A 16,129-nucleotide genomic window follows, 5' to 3' on the forward strand; every position below is an offset into this window, starting at 1 on the left:
GCTGCCTGGGATGAAATTATTCCCCCTACATCGCCTTCCATATCGCCTTTTTGCGCGACGCTTGCCCCTTCCTGCAACATATCTTCACGCTTCCACCATGCGGTGAGGTAAGCGCACGCTCACTGCAGGATAACAGTAAGATCAGAGGCTATCTGCTTTTACTGATGTCTGGCGGTCGGGGCTGGTAACCAGTTTGACCTGTCATTTCGTGGGCAAAGCAGTGCGGCTTTGCCGGGACTTTTGATTTTCCCGAAACGGGTTATTGCGCTTATGAAATCAATGAAAATTGCCGCCAGTGGTGAACTGGTCTCTCGTCTGTCCAGCCATCGTCAGGTGGTCTCGTTGGACAGCACTGATTTTACTGACGTTGCGGCAGTCGTCATTACCGTTGCGGACAGCCGCAGCGGGATCCTTGCTTTGCTTAAACGCACAGGTTTTCATTTACCCGTGTTTCTGTTCGCGGAATCCGATGTGGAGGTGCCAGCGGGAGTAAATGCGGTCATTCGTGGTCAGGCTCAGGAGTGGCTGGAGCTGGAGACTGCTGCCTGTCAGTATGAAGACGATCTACTGCCGCCGTTCTACGACACGCTGACCCAGTATGTCGAAATGGGGAACAGCACGTTTGCCTGCCCGGGACACCAACACGGTGAGTTTTTTAAGAAGCATCCTGCGGGGCGGCATTTCTACGAATTCTTTGGTGAGAATCTGTTTCGTGCGGACATGTGCAACGCTGACGTTAAGCTTGGCGATCTGCTGATTCATGAAGGGTCAGCGAAACATGCGCAGAAATTTGCCGCGAAAGTTTTCCACGCGGATAAAACCTACTTTGTGCTGAACGGAACCTCTGCGGCCAATAAAGTGGTAACCAATGCGCTTCTGACGCGTGGGGATCTGGTGCTTTTTGACCGTAACAACCATAAGTCGAACCACCACGGCGCGCTGATCCAGGCGGGCGCCACGCCGGTTTATCTGGAAGCGGCGCGTAATCCGTTTGGCTTTATCGGCGGCATTGATGAGCACTGCTTTGATGAGCAGTACCTGCGTCAGCAGATCCGTGAAGTTGCGCCACAAAAGGCTGACCAGCCGCGTCCGTTCCGTCTGGCGATCATTCAACTCGGCACTTATGACGGCACGATCTACAACGCCCGGCAGGTGATCGACAAGATCGGTAGCCTGTGTGATTACATCCTGTTTGATTCCGCATGGGTCGGCTACGAGCAATTTATCCCGATGATGGCCGATAGCTCACCGTTGCTGTTGGAGCTTAATGCTAACGATCCGGGGATCTTTGTGACGCAGTCAGTACACAAACAACAGGCTGGGTTCTCGCAAACCTCGCAGATCCACAAAAAGGATAACCACATTCGCGGCCAGGCGCGGTTCTGCCCGCATAAGCGACTGAACAACGCGTTTATGCTGCATGCTTCCACCAGTCCGTTTTACCCGCTGTTTGCAGCGTTGGACGTTAACGCCAAAATTCATGAAGGCGAGAGCGGTCGTCGGCTATGGGCAGAGTGCGTGGCGCTGGGAATCGAGGCCCGTAAAGCGATTATTGCTCGCTGTAAGATGATTCAGCCGTTTATTCCCCCGGTGGTTGATGGCAAACCGTGGGAAACCTATCCGACGGCGGTGATTGCCAGCGAGCGTCGCTTCTTTAGCTTTGAGCCTGGCGCGAAGTGGCATGGTTTTTCCGGTTACGCGCGCGACCAGTATTTTGTCGATCCCTGCAAGCTGTTGTTAACTACCCCGGGCATTGATGCGCAAACCGGGCAATATACTGAGTTTGGTATTCCGGCGACGATTCTGGCGCATTACCTGCGTGAAAACGGCATTGTGCCGGAGAAATGCGACCTCAACTCGATTCTGTTCCTGCTGACCCCGGCTGAAAGCGCAGAGAAAATGGCGCAACTGGTGGCGATGCTGGCGCAGTTTGAACAGCACATTGAGAACGACACGCCGCTGGCTGAAGTGCTGCCCACCATCTTCAACAAGTATCCGGTGCGCTACCGGGATTACACGCTGCGTGAACTGTGTCAGGAGATGCACTCACTGTACGTCAGCTTTGATGTGAAAGATCTGCAAAAAGCGATGTTCCGTCAGGAGAGTCTGCCTGCCGTGGCGATGAATCCTCAGGATGCCAACAGCGCTTTTATTCGTGGTGATGTTGAACTGGTGCGTATTTGTGATGCTGCTGGCCGCATTGCGGCGGAAGGTGCGCTGCCTTATCCTCCGGGCGTGCTGTGCGTGGTGCCTGGCGAAGTCTGGGGCGGGGCGGTGCAACAATACTTCCTGGCGCTGGAAGAGGGTGTAAACCTGCTGCCTGGCTTCTCGCCGGAGCTGCAAGGCGTTTACAGTGAGACGGATGCAGACGGCATTAAGCGTCTGTATGGATATGTTGTGAAATAAGCGCCATCTGGCCAAAAAGAAGGTCACCTGATGGTGACCTTCTTTCATTATAAAGATTAGTGTGCGATGGTCTGCGTGCCTGCCGGAACGCGCACGTGTTTGTATTTAAACAGCGCAACGAAGGCAAATGCCAGAACCAGCGAGTAACCTGCGAAGATTAGCCACACGGTCTGCCAGTCGGTAATACCGTTCAGCGTATAGTGTTCAACCACTTTGCCGCTCACCAGACCGCCCAGAATACAACCGAAGCCGTTGGTCATCATCAGGAACATACCCTGTGCACTGGCACGAATTTCAGGGCGAACTTCTTTCTCCACGAACACTGAGCCAGAGATGTTGAAGAAGTCGAAGGCGCAGCCGTAAACAATCATCGACAGAACCAGCAGTACGGTACCGAACGGCGTCGGATCGCCGTAGGCAAACAGGCCGAAGCGCAGCATCCACGCGACGATACTGATCAGCATCACGTTCTTAATACCGTAACGGCTTAAGAAGAATGGGATGGTCAGGATAAACAGGGTCTCAGAAATCTGTGAAATCGACATCATCACCGATGCGTGTTCAACGATAAAGCTACCAGAGAACAGCGGGTTGTTGTCGAAGCTGTGCAGGAAGGTATTACCAAACATATTGGTAATCTGCAGCTCCGCGCCCAGCATCATTGAGAAGATGAAGAAAATCGCCATGCGCTTGTTTTTAAACAGCGCAAAGGCATCCAGACCCAGCATAGACGACCAGCTCTGGTTTTTCTGCTGATTGGCGACCGGAATATGCGGCAGCGTCAGAGTGAACAGCGCCAGTACCACAGACAACGTCGCACCGATATACAGCTGCATATGACTCAGTTCAAAGCCGGAGAAGCTTACGCCCCACATCGCCATGATAAAGCCGATGGTGCCCCAGATACGAATTGGTGGGAAATCGGTAACGATATCCATCCCGGCTGATTGCAGACGATAGTAGGAGATGGTGTTGATGAGCCCCAGCGTTGGCATATAGGCCAGTGAGTTAAGCAAAATCACAAAGAACATGGCGCCTGGCGTGGTGACTTCGGCTGCGGCGAACAGCGTTGCGGCACCGACCAGGTGACAAATGGTGTATACCCATTTCGCACTGACCCATTTGTCGGCCACGATCCCTAACAGCGTCGGCATAAACACGGCGGCGATCCCCAGCGAGCTATACACCGCGCCAATGGATGCACCATCGAATTTAAGGGTGACAAACATATAGGAGCCGAGAGTAGTCAGCCAACTACCCCATAAGCAGAACTGCAGAAACGAGAGAACTTTCAGCTGCAGCTTAAGATTCATGTTAATTTCCTCACACCGTAATGCGGATGAATGTTTTAAAAGGCACATTTGCCGTGGCTATATGATGTGATTCTATCAACGAGCAGCACTCTTTTTTTGTTACCTGTGACAAATATTTGCAAACAATTTCTAATTGCAAGGCAAAAGGGTGATGGAGTTAACACTTTTCCCTCTTCTGAACCTCGTTTAAGCGGCCAGAAGAGGGATACATTAGCGGCGTCGATATGATTTTTGTGCGGAATTGACCTTGTAAAGGTATCGGCGTGATTCAGCTGATGGGTGTCGGGTGGTCAGGATTTGATAAACGTCCCCAGGGGACATGCTGTTAATGATATTCGCGGCCTGAATTTTATCATTCGAGAACACGCGCAGCACGCTGCCGGCACCGCCGTTATACGCGGTGATCACCGCATAGCGACGCGAGGTTGGATTATCAATGCCGCCCAAATAGACATTGTTGAGCATGGCCAGATAAGCCGTGCCGGTATCAATGTTGCTGGCCGGGTCAAACAGGAAGCTGCGGCTTGGCGTGCCTGAGCGCCCTTGCGAACGGAACACATCTTTCCCGGCGCTGTGTTGTACCACCTGCATCAGTCCCAGCGCATCGGCATGGCTGACCGCATACGGGTTAAACGAGGATTCGGTTTGCATGATGGCCAGAATCAGCGATTCGTCAACGCCATACTTACGCGATGCCTGACGCACCATGCCGATGTATTTATGCGCGCGCTTATCAAGGTGGTTTGGTACCAGATTGATCGTTACGCTATAAATGATACGCAGGCCATTGCTGCGGCTTTTAAGTCGCGTTTGCAGCAGGTAGTTGGCAAAGTTGGTGGCACGTCCCTCCCAACGAATTGGCTGTCCGGTATTATCGACCACCTGTCCGTACAGGAACGGCTCTTTGGAAATCTTAATGTCGTCGACATCGGAATAGAGATCGATAGAACCCGGATCATCGCCCATCAGCAACGTCTTGATAATCGCCCGACGCAGGTGCCCGGCAGGATCTGTTCCGGCAATGGTCTCGACGGTTATCGTACCGTCATCAAAGTTGATGTGGCTGCGGGTTTGGTACTGATCGGTATACTTTACGTAGTCCTTCGGACCCGCAATCAGCACTTCCTTAAATCCCCACAGATTCTCAATGTTATGGGCAAATTGCCCCATCAGAATATCAAAACCGTTGGTATCCTTGACCCAGGCTTCGTTATAGGAATCGCCTTTTTTGGTCGAATTGGAACAGGAGATGAGCAACGGCGCAATAACGGCAAGCGCGAGATATTTTTTCATCATTCCGGGAGTGCGTGTTGTGTTTGTTATATGCAAGGACCAGATTAAATCGTCGGCCGGATAAGCGCAGCGCCATCCGGCAACGGTTCTTATGACTCTGGTGTATAGCCTTCAATATGCACGTCCTTACCCTCAAACAGGAAGTTGATCATCTCCTGCTCCAGCAGTTTACGGTGCTCGACGTTCATCATATTGAGTTTCTTCTCGTTAATCAGCATGGTTTGCTTGTGCTGCCATTGCGCCCAGGCTTCTTTAGAAATCTCGTTATAAATGCGTTTTCCCAGATCGCCTGGGTACAGCTGAAAATCCTGACCTTCTGCTTCGCGTTGCAGGAAAGTGCAAAAAATCGTTCTGCTCATAAAAAATCCTCTCTTTCGACCGCTACGTTAAACCTGTGTACCGGCACGTAATTGCTGTAACAAACGCTCCACGGGAGCCGCCAGTCCAACAGATGGCGGTTGCGCTAAGTTATACCAGAGCGCGTTGCCTTCATCCATGCATGAGGTACATGAAGACACGGGAAGCCACATAGGCACAATATCTAAGTGGAAATGGCTAAAGGTATGGCGAAACGCATTAAGTTGGATCAGATTATCTGTGTTAATTTGCCGTTGCGCCAGCCACTTACGCAGCCCATCTTCGTCGTCAAACTGCGGAAAACAGTATAAACCACCCCATAAGCCGCTGGGCGGACGCTGCGATAGCAACACCTCGTCATCATGCTGCAGCAGTAAAAAATAGCCCGTACGTTCCGGTAACGTCTGTTTGGGTTTTTTACCAGGATACAGCGCCCAGCTTGCATTGGCGGCCGCTACACAGCCATTTTCTAACGGACACAGCGAACATTTAGGCTTTGAACGTGTACAAACCATAGCGCCTAAATCCATCATCGCCTGGTTAAAACGCTCAACGCCGTGGGCAGGCGTAACCTGCTCGCTCAGTTCCCACAGTTTCTTTTCGACCTCTTTTTTCCCCGGCCAGCCGCTTACAGCATAACAGCGAGCCAGCACGCGTTTGACGTTACCGTCAAGAATCGGAAAATGCTGACCCAGAGAGAGTGAAAGGATCGCGCCTGCGGTCGAGCGTCCAACGCCTGGCAGGGCGGCGACTTCATCAAAGGTTTGCGGAAAAGTACCGCCATGCAGCGCCACAACCTGCTGCGCGGCTTTATGTAAATTGCGCGCACGGGCGTAATAGCCCAGTCCGGTCCATAAATGCAGAACTTCATCCAGCGGCGCATGGGCCAAATCCGTTACCGTCGGAAAGCGCGTCATAAAGCGCTCAAAATAGGGGATAACGGTGGCAACCTGAGTTTGTTGCAGCATCACCTCAGAGAGCCATACTTTGTAAGGCGTCTTGTCAATTTGCCAGGGCAGCGTCTTGCGCCCGTATTTGTCGTACCAGCTCAAAACCTGAGCTGAAAATTGAGAGGCTTGCATGATTACCGTTTCATTATTGCCGGGGGCAAGATTGCAGCACAGCGGCAACGGGGTGTAAACCGGAACTTTCCGCTGCTCACTTTCTTCCTTTACTTGCATCCGGCAACTAACTTTGGATAATGCCCGTTTTCAGAACTCAAACACAGCAGACTAAACTTTTATGAAGAACGACGTCATTTCACCGGAATTTGATGAAAACGGCCGCCCTCTGCGCCGGATTCGTAGTTTTGTTCGTCGCCAGGGGCGACTGACGAAAGGGCAGGAACACGCGCTGGAAAACTACTGGCCGGTGATGGGCGTTGAGTTCAGCGAAGAGCCTGTAGATTTCGCTGCGCTGTTTGGTCGCGATGCGCCAGTCACGCTTGAAATTGGTTTTGGGATGGGGGCTTCGCTGGTGGCGATGGCGAAAGCGCGTCCGGAACAGAATTTCCTCGGCATCGAGGTTCACTCGCCGGGCGTTGGCGCGTGTCTGGCTTCAGCCCATGAAGAGGGCGTCGAGAACTTGCGTGTCATGTGCCATGATGCCGTTGAAGTCCTGCATAAAATGATTCCTGACAATTCTTTATCTATGGTTCAGCTGTTTTTCCCTGACCCGTGGCATAAAGCACGTCATAATAAACGCCGTATCGTTCAGGTACCGTTTGCTGAGCATATCTTAAGTAAGCTGAAGCTGGGCGGCGTGTTCCATATGGCAACCGACTGGGAAGCGTATGCGGAGCACATGCTGGAAGTGATGTCCTCTATCGACGGGTATAAAAACCAGTCAGAGAGTAACGATTATGTACCGCGCCCACAATCGCGCCCGGTAACCAAATTTGAACAACGTGGTCATCGTCTTGGCCACGGCGTATGGGACTTAATGTTCGAGAGGGTGAAATAATGGCAAAGAACCGTAGCCGTCGTCTGCGTAAAAAAATGCACATCGACGAATTCCAGGAAATAGGATTTTCGGTTGCATGGCGTTTCCCGGAAGGTACATCTGGAGAGCAGGTCGATAAAATCGTTGATGACTTTATCGATGAGGTTATCGAACCGAACAAACTGGCCTTTGACGGCAGCGGCTATCTGGCCTGGGAAGGTCTGATCTGTCTGCAGGAAATCGGCAAATGCACCGAAGAACATCAGGCAATCGTCCGTATGTGGCTGGAAGAGCATAAACTTGAAGAAGTGCGCACCAGCGAACTTTTCGATATTTGGTGGGACTAAGTAGCACAGGGTCGGCAAATGCCGGCCCGATTTGTATTGAGGGAAAGATATGATGCGCAAAACGCTGCTGGCGGCAGTCCTAACGTTCACGGCGATGGCCGCACATGCCGATTATCAGTGCAGCGTCACCCCACGTGACGATGTGATTTTGAACCCACAAACGGTGCAGGTGAAAGGCGAAAACGGCGATCTGGTTATTACCCAGGCCGGCGATGTCACCTTTAACGGTAAGCAGTACAACCTGAACGCCGCACAGCGTGAGCAGGCTAAAGATTATCAGGCCGCGTTGCGTAGCAGCCTGCCGTGGATTGACGAAGGTGCCAGAGCGCGCGTGGAGAAAGGTCGCGTGGCGCTGGACAAAATCATCGCCAAAGAGGTCGGTGAAAGCAGCAACATGCGTGGCCGCTTAACCAAGCTGGATGCGCAATTGAAAGCGCAGATGAACCGCATCATCGAACATCGTACTGATGGGCTGACCTTCCACTATAAGGCGATTGACCAGGTCCGCGCCGACGGGCAGCAATTAGTGAATCAGGCGATGGGCGGCATTTTGCAGGACAGCATCAACGAGATGGGTGCCAAAGCTGTGCTCAAAGGCGGCGGTAATCCGCTGCAGGGCGTGCTCGGGAGCCTCGGTGGTTTGCAAACGTCAATTCAGAACGAATGGAAGAATCAGGAACAAGACTTCCAGCAGTTTGGCAAAGATGTTTGCGCCCGCGTCGTGACGCTGGAAAACGATCGTAAAACGCTGGTTAGCACGCTGAAATAATTTTCACCTCTTTTTAACGGCACAGAAACATTCTGTGCCGTTTTATTTTGTATCTTTCTGTTTTTTTGATATCCATCTCTAAGAATGGCAATTTGATGGAGATATAAATCTGGTTAATTGGATGCCGTCACATTATTCATCTGTAAGATAGACATAATGCTGCAAATTCAAGTAACTGGAGAAATAACATGGAGTTTTTCAAGAAAACGGCACTTGCCGCACTGGTTATGGGTTTCAGCGGCGCGGCGCTTGCACTGCCAAACATCACTATTTTAGCAACCGGCGGGACCATTGCCGGCGGTGGTGATTCCGCGACAAAATCTAACTACACGGCAGGCAAGGTAGGCGTAGAGAATCTGGTTGAAGCCGTACCTCAGTTGAAAGACATCGCGGTTGTTAAAGGCGAGCAGGTGGTGAACATCGGCTCTCAGGATATGAATGACGACGTCTGGTTAACGCTGGCGAAAAAGATTAACACCGAGTGTGATAAAACCGACGGTTTTGTCGTGACACATGGTACGGATACCATGGAAGAAACCGCCTATTTCCTCGACCTGACCGTCAAGTGCAACAAGCCGGTAGTGCTGGTGGGTGCAATGCGTCCGTCTACAGGGATGAGCGCCGATGGTCCGTTCAACCTGTATAACGCAGTGGTGACGGCTGCAGACAAAGCCTCTGCCAACCGTGGCGTGCTGGTGGTGATGAACGACACCGTGATGGATGGTCGCGACGTGACCAAAACCAACACTACCGATGTAGCCACCTTCAAATCCGTTAACTATGGCCCGCTGGGCTACATCCATAACGGCAAGATTGACTACCAGCGTACGCCTGCGCGTAAGCACACCACGTCTACTCCGTTCGATGTGTCTAAGCTGACCGAACTGCCGAAAGTGGGGATTGTTTACAACTACGCTAACGCCTCGGATCTGCCAGCCAAAGCACTGGTCGACGCGGGTTATGCGGGTATCGTCAGTGCGGGTGTAGGTAACGGCAACTTGTATAAAACGGTATTCGATACGCTGGCCACTGCCGCGCATAAAGGTACCGTCGTGGTGCGTTCCTCCCGTGTACCAACCGGCTCCACCACGCAGGATGCTGAAGTTGATGATGCGAAATACGGCTTTGTGGCTTCAGGTTCTCTGAACCCGCAAAAAGCGCGTGTTCTGCTGCAGCTTGCGCTGACGCAAACCAAGGATCCTAAGCAGATCCAGGAAATGTTTAATCAGTATTAATCGATGCAGGTGGCTGCGCTTATCGCCCTAACCCTGTAGGCCTGATAAGCGCAGCGCCATCAGGCAATTTGCCGGATGGCGGCTCAAGGCCTTATCCGGCCTACATCGTTACCGTATTACTCCGCCAGAAACAGCTCCAGCAGCGAATTCAAAAACAGCTTACCGTGTTGGGTAATCTGCCAGTATTCATCGCATTCACTCAGGTAACCCTGGGCGATAGCTGCATCAATCTGTCCACGAATAACGTCTTCGGCAAGCCCGGTGTATTGCGTGAATTCTGCACGCGGCGCGGCCTCCAGTAGCCGGAAACGGTTCATAAAGAACTCGAACGGCTTGTCGGCTTCGGCGACATCACGCTGGCTTTCCAGGTAACGTCCTTGCATGTATCCGCGTGGATGCCGCGTTTTGGTGGTGCGCAGGATGCGTCCGTCCGGGAAAGTGATTTTGCCGTGCGCGCCGCAGCCAATGCCAAGATAGTCGCCAAAACGCCAGTAATTGAGATTGTGCTGACACTGATAGCCCGGTTTCGCATAGGCTGAGGTTTCGTACTGTTGATACCCCGCGGCAGTCAGCAACTGGTGGCCTTGCTCAAAAATATCCCACAGCGCGTCATCGTCCGGTAATACCGGCGGACGTGAACCAAATAGCGTGTTGGGTTCGATAGTCAGCTGATACCAGGAGAGATGCGGCGGGTTGAGCGCGATGGCCTGTTGCAAATCGCCCAACGCCTCTTCCAGAGTCTGATCCGGCAGGCCGTGCATCAGATCGAGATTAAAGCTACGTAGCCCCAGACCGCTCGCCAGATTCGCGGCACGTTTGGCTTCTTCCGGTCCGTGAATACGCCCCAGGCGCTCAAGTTTGGCGACGCTAAAGCTCTGTACGCCAATGGAGATTCGGTTTACGCCAGCGCGTTGATAATCAACAAAGCGATCGGCTTCCACCGTACCGGGATTCGCCTCCATCGTGATTTCTGCATCCGCGGCCAGCTTCAGGCGTGCGCGCACGCCGTCGAGCAGTGTTTGCATTGCCGGGCCAGAAAGCAGGCTCGGCGTACCGCCACCGATAAAAATTGTCTTTACTTCACGTTCCTGGGCGTGGGCAACCTCAGTATCCAGATCGCTCAACAGATGCTGCACATAGTCGTCATGAGGAACATCGCCCTTCAGCGCATGCGAGTTAAAGTCGCAGTACGGACATTTTTGCACGCACCACGGGATGTGAATATAAAGACTTAGCGGCGGAAGCTTAACCATTACGCAGGGCATCCAGCAGCAGCTTCAACGCCTGTCCGCGGTGAGAAATCGCACTTTTCTCTTCCCGGGTCAGTTCAGCCGCCGTTTTCCCTTCAGTCGGCACAAAGAAGATCGGGTCGTAGCCAAAGCCACCGTTTCCGGCAGGTTCACGGGTAATAATACCCGGCCAGCTTCCGTGGCACACTACCGGCGTTGGATCGTCTGCGTGGCGCATATAGACCAGCACGCAGTGGAACTGTGCCTGGCGCTTGTCATCAGGAACATCCTGCAGGGTGTGAAGCAGTTTTTCCAGGTTCTGCCTGTCGGTCGCATCTTCGCCGGAATAACGGGCCGAATAGATGCCCGGCGCGCCGCCAAGGGCGTTCACCGCCAGACCAGAGTCATCAGCAATGGCCGGCAGTCCGGTAATTTGCGCGGCATGACGCGCCTTCAGAATGGCATTCTCAATAAACGTCAGCCCGGTCTCTTCTGCAGAATCAACACCCAGATCCGTTTGGGCAACGACATCAAGTCCGAAATCACTCAGAAGAGAGGCGAGTTCACGCACTTTACCGGCATTGCCGGTCGCGAGGACAACTTTTTGCATGGGATACCTAATCAGTTAGCGCCGCAATTTCGGGCGGGATCTGTTGCGGATGAATGATTTTAACCTGTTTGTGACGGCCAAGCTCGCCCTTCTCAATAACGACCTGGCTTTTTGCCACACGGAACTGTTTGCCGAGAAATTTCACCAGATGGCTGTTCGCTTGCCCATCCACCGGCGGGGCGGTAATGGCGACTTTTACTTCGTCGCCATGCAAACCCACAATACTGTCACGGCTGGCTTTAGGCTGAATGTAGAGCCGTAAAACCAGACCGTCGTCGCAGGGTGTAACGGCACTCATAGCGCCATCCACAGCCCCGGCAGCAGCATATTACCTGTCGCCTGTAACATTTCCGCGATACCCATGTTAATCACATAGAGCAGCAGAACCAGAATCATCGGCGAGAAATCGATGCCGCCCATGCCCGGGAGGATACGACGGATAGGGCGCAGCAGTGGGTCCGCCAGTTGGATCAACACATATTCAACAGGGCTGCGGCCCTGACTGACCCAGCTCATAATCGCCATCACCAGCAGTACCCAGAAAATCAGCAGTCCGATGGTCTTGAGGACAATCAGTACGGCGGCGATCCAGATAATCGGCTGGAACGTGACCACCTTAAACAGCACGATGGCTTTGATAAAGCTGAGAACGAGCGCAACTAATGCCGAGGCGCTGTCAATCGGCCCCATCGGGGGAATCACACGGCGTAACGGCCCAATAACAGGCTGAGTGATTTTCACTATAAACTGCGAGAACGGGTTGTAAAAATCGCAGCGAGACCATTGCATCCACACGCGTAGCAGCAGCGCCATGGTATACAGCTCAATTACCGTTGAGAGCAGGAAGGTCAACGTATTCATGGTGTTCCTTAGTTTTCCTTATTTTTTAGTGTAATCACGAGCACCAAAAATGGCGGTGCCAATGCGCACCATCGTGCTACCCGCCGCAATTGCGGCATCCATATCATCAGACATCCCCAGTGAGAGGGTGTCGATGCCTGGGTAGCGTGTTTTCAACCCGGTAAATGCTACAGCCATTTGCTGTGCAACTTCAAACTGCCTTACATAATCTGACTCAGGCGCCGGAATTGCCATCAGACCACGCAGGTTAATACGCGGCAATGCGGCGACTTCAGCGGCCAGTGCATCAAGCTCTGCCAGCGGAATACCCGACTTACTGTTCTCATCGCTGATATTAATTTGGATCAGCACATTCAGCGGCGGCAGTTCCGCCGGGCGCTGTTCGCTCAGACGGGTAGCGATGCGCAGACGATCAATCGTATGACACCAGTCAAAATGTTCAGCGACCAGACGGCTTTTGTTGGACTGCAGTGGGCCGATAAAGTGCCACTGCAGATCGTTGACGCCTTGTTCCCGGAAGTAGCGAATTTTATCCACCCCTTCCTGAACATAATTTTCACCGAAGGCTCGCTGACCTGCGGCAATGGCATCTTCGATGGCGCTCGCAGGTTTGGTTTTACTGACTGCAAGCAACGTAACTTCTTCTGAAGACCGCCCGCAACGCGTCGCGGCGGCTGAGATTTTGTCCCGGACATGTGCCAGGTTATGCGCGATATCGTTCATTTTCCGAGGATGTTCATATGAATATGGAAGAAATAGTGGCCCTTAGTGTAAAGCATAACGTGTCGGATCTACACCTGTGCAATGCATGGCCTGCGCGCTGGCGCATACGCGGAAATGTCGAAATCGCGCCGTTTACCACGCCTGACGTAGAGACGTTGCTGATGTGCTGGCTCAGTGAGCAACAACAGGTACAGTGGCAGAAACAGGGGCAGCTGGATTTTGCCATTACGCTGGCGAACTCACGGCGTCTACGCGCGAGCGCATTTGTGCATCAGCAGGGAATCTCTCTGGCGCTAAGGCTATTGCCGCTTGATTGCCCATGTTTGGATGATCTCCAGACTCCCGCCGCCTTACCTGAGTTGCTGCACAGTGAAAATGGATTAATTCTGGTGACCGGCGCTACCGGCAGCGGTAAATCAACGACCCTGGCGGCGATGGTGGCATATCTTAATCAGCACGTCGCGGGACATATTTTGACGCTGGAAGATCCCATTGAATATCGTTACACCAGCCAGCGTTGTCTCATTCAACAACGGGAGGTGGGCGTACACTGCGCTTCTTTCGCCGCCGGTTTGCGCGGCGCGCTGCGCGAAGATCCTGATGTCATTTTGCTGGGCGAGCTGCGCGACGTGGAAACCATTCGTCTGGCGTTAACGGCTGCGGAAACCGGGCATCTGGTGCTGGCAACGTTACACACGCGAGGGGCGGCTCAGGCGATTGCGCGGCTGGTGGATACCTTTCCTGCACCGGAGAAAGATCCGGTGCGTAATCAGCTGGCAGACAGCCTGCGGGCAGTGCTTTCGCAAAAGCTGGAACAAGATAAGCAGGGAGGATGCGTGGCGCTATTCGAACTGCTCATCAACACGCCCGCCGTCGGTAACCTGATCCGTGAAGGGAAAACGCATCAGCTACCCGGCGTAATGCAAACCGGGCAACAGACAGGCATGCAGACGTTTACGCAAAGCCTGCAGCAGCGCCAGGCGCAGGGACGGCTTTAGTAACCCTGCTCGAAATAGCTTTCGAGAATAATAACGGCAGAAGCGGAGTCCACTTTACCTTTATTCAGTGCCCGGTACCCACCTTGCTCAAACAGGCCGGAGCGGGCTTCGACGGTACTCAAACGCTCATCATGCAACGTCACGGTAACGCCAAAACGACCGTGAATACGGTTAGCGAACTTGCGTGCGCGTGCGGTAAGGGGTTGTTCGGTGCCATCCATATTGAGCGGTAAGCCGACAATGATTTCGTCCGGCTGCCACTCTTTCAGCAGACGTTCAATCAAATTCCAGTCCGGCGTACCGTCCTGTGCTTTGATCGCGGGCAAGGGTCTCGCGGTACCGGTAATACGCTGACCAATCGCAACGCCAATGCTTTTGGTACCAAAGTCGAAAGAGAGTAATGTTCCGCTCATCAGGCATGTCCCGCCACGCCAGGCATGGTCAGAATATCTATCCCGATAAGTTTCGCCGCATCGCGCCAGCGGTCGGCAATCGGCGTTTTAAACAAGATGTTGAGATCGGCGGGGGCTGTAAGCCAGGCGTTATCCAGCAGTTCTTGTTCGAGCTGGCCTTTTTCCCATGATGAATAGCCTAGCGCAACCAGCACCTCAGAGGGTTGCTCCTGCGTACCTAAGGTTTCTAATACATCGCGGGAGGTGGTGATGATGGTGTTATCTGAAATGCGGATACTGGATGCAAAGCGTGACGGCGGGGTATGCAGAATAAACCCACGGTCTTCCGCCAGCGGTCCGCCGAGCATCACCGGTTTATCCAGACGAATAGCCGGATCGCGCGCTTCAGGAGTAATTTTCAGCTTTTCCAGAATCCCTTCAATTTGTAAGTTTTCCAGAGGTTTATTGATGATAATCCCCATTGCTCCGTTCTCATTGTGTTCACAGATATACACCACGGAACGGCGGAAAATCGGATCCTGGAGAGCAGGCATGGCAATAAGAAAGTGATGCTGTAAATTCATTGTCAGAGGTTCTGTTTCCTGGTTCAAAAAAGCAACAGCGCCCAGTATGCGTACAAATACGAGCGCTGTCACTATGAGTATTGGTAGGATCCCTTCTACCGGCGAGTTCTTTTATTTTTGCAAACGAGCCTCAATGGCATCCATCAACATACCGGTAATCGAAACCGGGAATTCTGCTTCAATCTCACGAATACAGGTTGGGCTGGTGACGTTAATTTCCGTCAGGCGATCGCCAATGATATCCAGACCGACAAAAATCAACCCCTTCGCTTTCAGCGTTGGGCCAATGCGGCGGGCAATTTCCCAGTCGCTGTCGGTTAATGGACGCGGCTCGCCACGACCACCGGCGGCCAGGTTGCCACGGGTTTCACCACCCTGCGGAATACGCGCCAGGCAGTACGGAACGGGTTCGCCATCCACGACCAGTACGCGTTTGTCGCCGTCTTTAATCGCTGGCAAATAGTTCTGCGCCATGCAGTAGCGAGTACCATGTTCGGTCAGCGTTTCGGCAATAACGCCGAGATTCGGGTCACCTTCCTTCACACGGAAAATAGATGCGCCGCCCATGCCGTCCAGCGGCTTGAGAATGATGTCGCTGTGCTTTTGCCAGAAAGCTTTTAGCTGCGCTTTGTTACGGGTGACCAGCGTTTCTGGCGTCAGGTCGGCAAACCATGCGGTAAAAAGTTTTTCGTTACAATCGCGCAGGCTCTGCGGTTTGTTGACGATTAACGTCCCTTTTTCTTCTGCACGTTCCAGAATATAGGTCGCGTAAATGAACTCAGTATCAAATGGCGGATCCTTACGCATCAGAATCACATCCAGATCGGCCAGCGGGAGATCCTGCTCTCCCTTGAACTCATACCATTTGTCGTAGTTCTGCTCTACGCTCAGGGTCCGCGTACGGGCGCGGGCTTCACCGTTGATCAGATAAAGATCGGCCATCTCCATATAGTGAATTTCGTAACCACGACGTTGTGCTTCCAGCAGCATAGCGAAGCTGGAATCCTTCTTGATGTTGATGCTTGCGATGGGATCCATCACGATGCCGAGCTTGATCATTGTTCTTCTCCG

The 16,129-nt window shown here is 52.8% G+C and carries 18 protein-coding genes; 6 read left to right on the plus strand and 12 right to left on the minus strand.

Annotated features, from left to right (window positions below; translation table 11 throughout):
• Positions 1 to 270 precede the first annotated feature (270 nt).
• On the plus strand, positions 271 to 2,406 hold the full coding sequence (locus OOJ59_RS10965; RefSeq protein ID WP_038633637.1) for an ornithine decarboxylase: 2,136 nt from the start codon (positions 271 to 273) through the stop codon (positions 2,404 to 2,406).
• A gap of 56 nt (positions 2,407 to 2,462) precedes the next feature.
• Here OOJ59_RS10965 and OOJ59_RS10970 read toward each other — a convergent pair whose 3' ends face one another.
• From OOJ59_RS10970 to mutY, 4 genes are all read right to left on the minus strand, one after another.
• Entirely contained in the window at positions 2,463 to 3,719 is a 1,257-nt protein-coding gene (locus OOJ59_RS10970) for a nucleoside permease (RefSeq protein WP_069324795.1), read from the minus strand.
• Between the two features lie 210 nt (positions 3,720 to 3,929).
• On the minus strand, positions 3,930 to 5,015 hold the full coding sequence (gene mltC / locus OOJ59_RS10975; protein ID WP_160955388.1) for a membrane-bound lytic murein transglycosylase MltC: 1,086 nt from the start codon (positions 5,013 to 5,015) through the stop codon (positions 3,930 to 3,932).
• An 86-nt stretch (positions 5,016 to 5,101) separates the two neighbouring features.
• Positions 5,102 to 5,371 carry an oxidative damage protection protein gene (locus OOJ59_RS10980; RefSeq protein WP_003027126.1) on the minus strand — a complete coding sequence of 90 codons (270 nt, stop codon included), beginning with the start codon at positions 5,369 to 5,371 and terminating at the stop codon, positions 5,102 to 5,104.
• A 27-nt stretch (positions 5,372 to 5,398) separates the two neighbouring features.
• Positions 5,399 to 6,451 carry an A/G-specific adenine glycosylase gene (gene mutY / locus OOJ59_RS10985; protein WP_110496878.1) on the minus strand — a complete coding sequence of 351 codons (1,053 nt, stop codon included), beginning with the start codon at positions 6,449 to 6,451 and terminating at the stop codon, positions 5,399 to 5,401.
• 160 nt (positions 6,452 to 6,611) lie between these two features.
• On the opposite strand from mutY, the gene trmB reads away from it, so the two are divergent.
• From trmB to ansB, 4 genes are all read left to right on the plus strand, one after another.
• Entirely contained in the window at positions 6,612 to 7,331 is a 720-nt protein-coding gene (trmB, locus tag OOJ59_RS10990; RefSeq protein WP_038633629.1) for a tRNA (guanosine(46)-N7)-methyltransferase TrmB, read from the plus strand.
• Positions 7,331 to 7,657, plus strand: coding sequence for a YggL family protein (locus OOJ59_RS10995; RefSeq protein WP_137347443.1), 327 nt, complete (start codon positions 7,331 to 7,333; stop codon positions 7,655 to 7,657). The genes trmB and OOJ59_RS10995 overlap by 1 nt, the downstream gene beginning before the upstream one ends.
• A 49-nt stretch (positions 7,658 to 7,706) precedes the next feature.
• Positions 7,707 to 8,426 carry a DUF2884 domain-containing protein gene (locus OOJ59_RS11000; RefSeq protein WP_038633622.1) on the plus strand — a complete coding sequence of 240 codons (720 nt, stop codon included), beginning with the start codon at positions 7,707 to 7,709 and terminating at the stop codon, positions 8,424 to 8,426.
• 188 nt (positions 8,427 to 8,614) lie between these two features.
• Positions 8,615 to 9,661: an L-asparaginase 2 gene (ansB, locus tag OOJ59_RS11005; protein ID WP_038633619.1), complete on the plus strand. Its 1,047-nt coding sequence runs from the start codon at positions 8,615 to 8,617 to the stop codon at positions 9,659 to 9,661.
• A 116-nt stretch (positions 9,662 to 9,777) separates the two neighbouring features.
• On the opposite strand, the gene hemW is transcribed toward ansB, so the two are convergent.
• From hemW to OOJ59_RS11030, 5 genes are read right to left on the minus strand one after another with little or no spacing between them, the layout of a single operon-like run.
• The gene (gene hemW / locus OOJ59_RS11010; RefSeq protein ID WP_160955389.1) at positions 9,778 to 10,914 is read right to left on the minus strand and encodes a radical SAM family heme chaperone HemW; all 1,137 of its coding nucleotides are present in this window, start codon (positions 10,912 to 10,914) and stop codon (positions 9,778 to 9,780) included.
• The gene (locus tag OOJ59_RS11015) at positions 10,907 to 11,500 is read right to left on the minus strand and encodes an XTP/dITP diphosphatase (protein WP_038633614.1); all 594 of its coding nucleotides are present in this window, start codon (positions 11,498 to 11,500) and stop codon (positions 10,907 to 10,909) included. The genes hemW and OOJ59_RS11015 overlap by 8 nt, the downstream gene beginning before the upstream one ends.
• 7 nt (positions 11,501 to 11,507) lie before the next feature.
• Positions 11,508 to 11,798 carry a DUF167 family protein YggU gene (yggU, locus tag OOJ59_RS11020; RefSeq protein WP_003027101.1) on the minus strand — a complete coding sequence of 97 codons (291 nt, stop codon included), beginning with the start codon at positions 11,796 to 11,798 and terminating at the stop codon, positions 11,508 to 11,510.
• Complete coding sequence (locus tag OOJ59_RS11025; protein ID WP_160955390.1) at positions 11,795 to 12,361, minus strand: YggT family protein; 567 nt, start codon at positions 12,359 to 12,361, stop codon at positions 11,795 to 11,797. The genes yggU and OOJ59_RS11025 overlap by 4 nt, the downstream gene beginning before the upstream one ends.
• Positions 12,362 to 12,379: 18 nt before the next feature.
• Positions 12,380 to 13,084: a YggS family pyridoxal phosphate-dependent enzyme gene (locus OOJ59_RS11030; RefSeq protein ID WP_038633606.1), complete on the minus strand. Its 705-nt coding sequence runs from the start codon at positions 13,082 to 13,084 to the stop codon at positions 12,380 to 12,382.
• A 17-nt stretch (positions 13,085 to 13,101) separates the two neighbouring features.
• Here OOJ59_RS11030 and OOJ59_RS11035 point away from each other — a divergent pair, with 17 nt between their 5' ends.
• Positions 13,102 to 14,082, plus strand: coding sequence for a type IV pilus twitching motility protein PilT (locus tag OOJ59_RS11035; protein WP_193157133.1), 981 nt, complete (start codon positions 13,102 to 13,104; stop codon positions 14,080 to 14,082).
• Here OOJ59_RS11035 and ruvX read toward each other — a convergent pair.
• From ruvX to gshB, 3 genes are all read right to left on the minus strand, one after another.
• Positions 14,079 to 14,495, minus strand: a complete 417-nt coding sequence (gene ruvX / locus OOJ59_RS11040) for a Holliday junction resolvase RuvX (RefSeq protein WP_038633601.1) — start codon at positions 14,493 to 14,495, stop codon at positions 14,079 to 14,081. The genes OOJ59_RS11035 and ruvX overlap by 4 nt on opposite strands.
• Positions 14,495 to 15,058 (minus strand): YqgE/AlgH family protein, encoded by a 564-nt coding sequence (locus OOJ59_RS11045; protein WP_032940453.1) that lies wholly within the window; start codon positions 15,056 to 15,058, stop codon positions 14,495 to 14,497. The genes ruvX and OOJ59_RS11045 overlap by 1 nt, the downstream gene beginning before the upstream one ends.
• A gap of 111 nt (positions 15,059 to 15,169) precedes the next feature.
• Entirely contained in the window at positions 15,170 to 16,117 is a 948-nt protein-coding gene (gshB, locus tag OOJ59_RS11050; protein ID WP_038633598.1) for a glutathione synthase, read from the minus strand.
• Between the last annotated feature and the right edge of the window lie 12 nt (positions 16,118 to 16,129).

Origin of the sequence: Citrobacter sp. W9 (genome assembly GCF_026719375.1) — a bacterium.
Classification (GTDB): Bacteria; Pseudomonadota; Gammaproteobacteria; order Enterobacterales; family Enterobacteriaceae; genus Citrobacter; species Citrobacter werkmanii.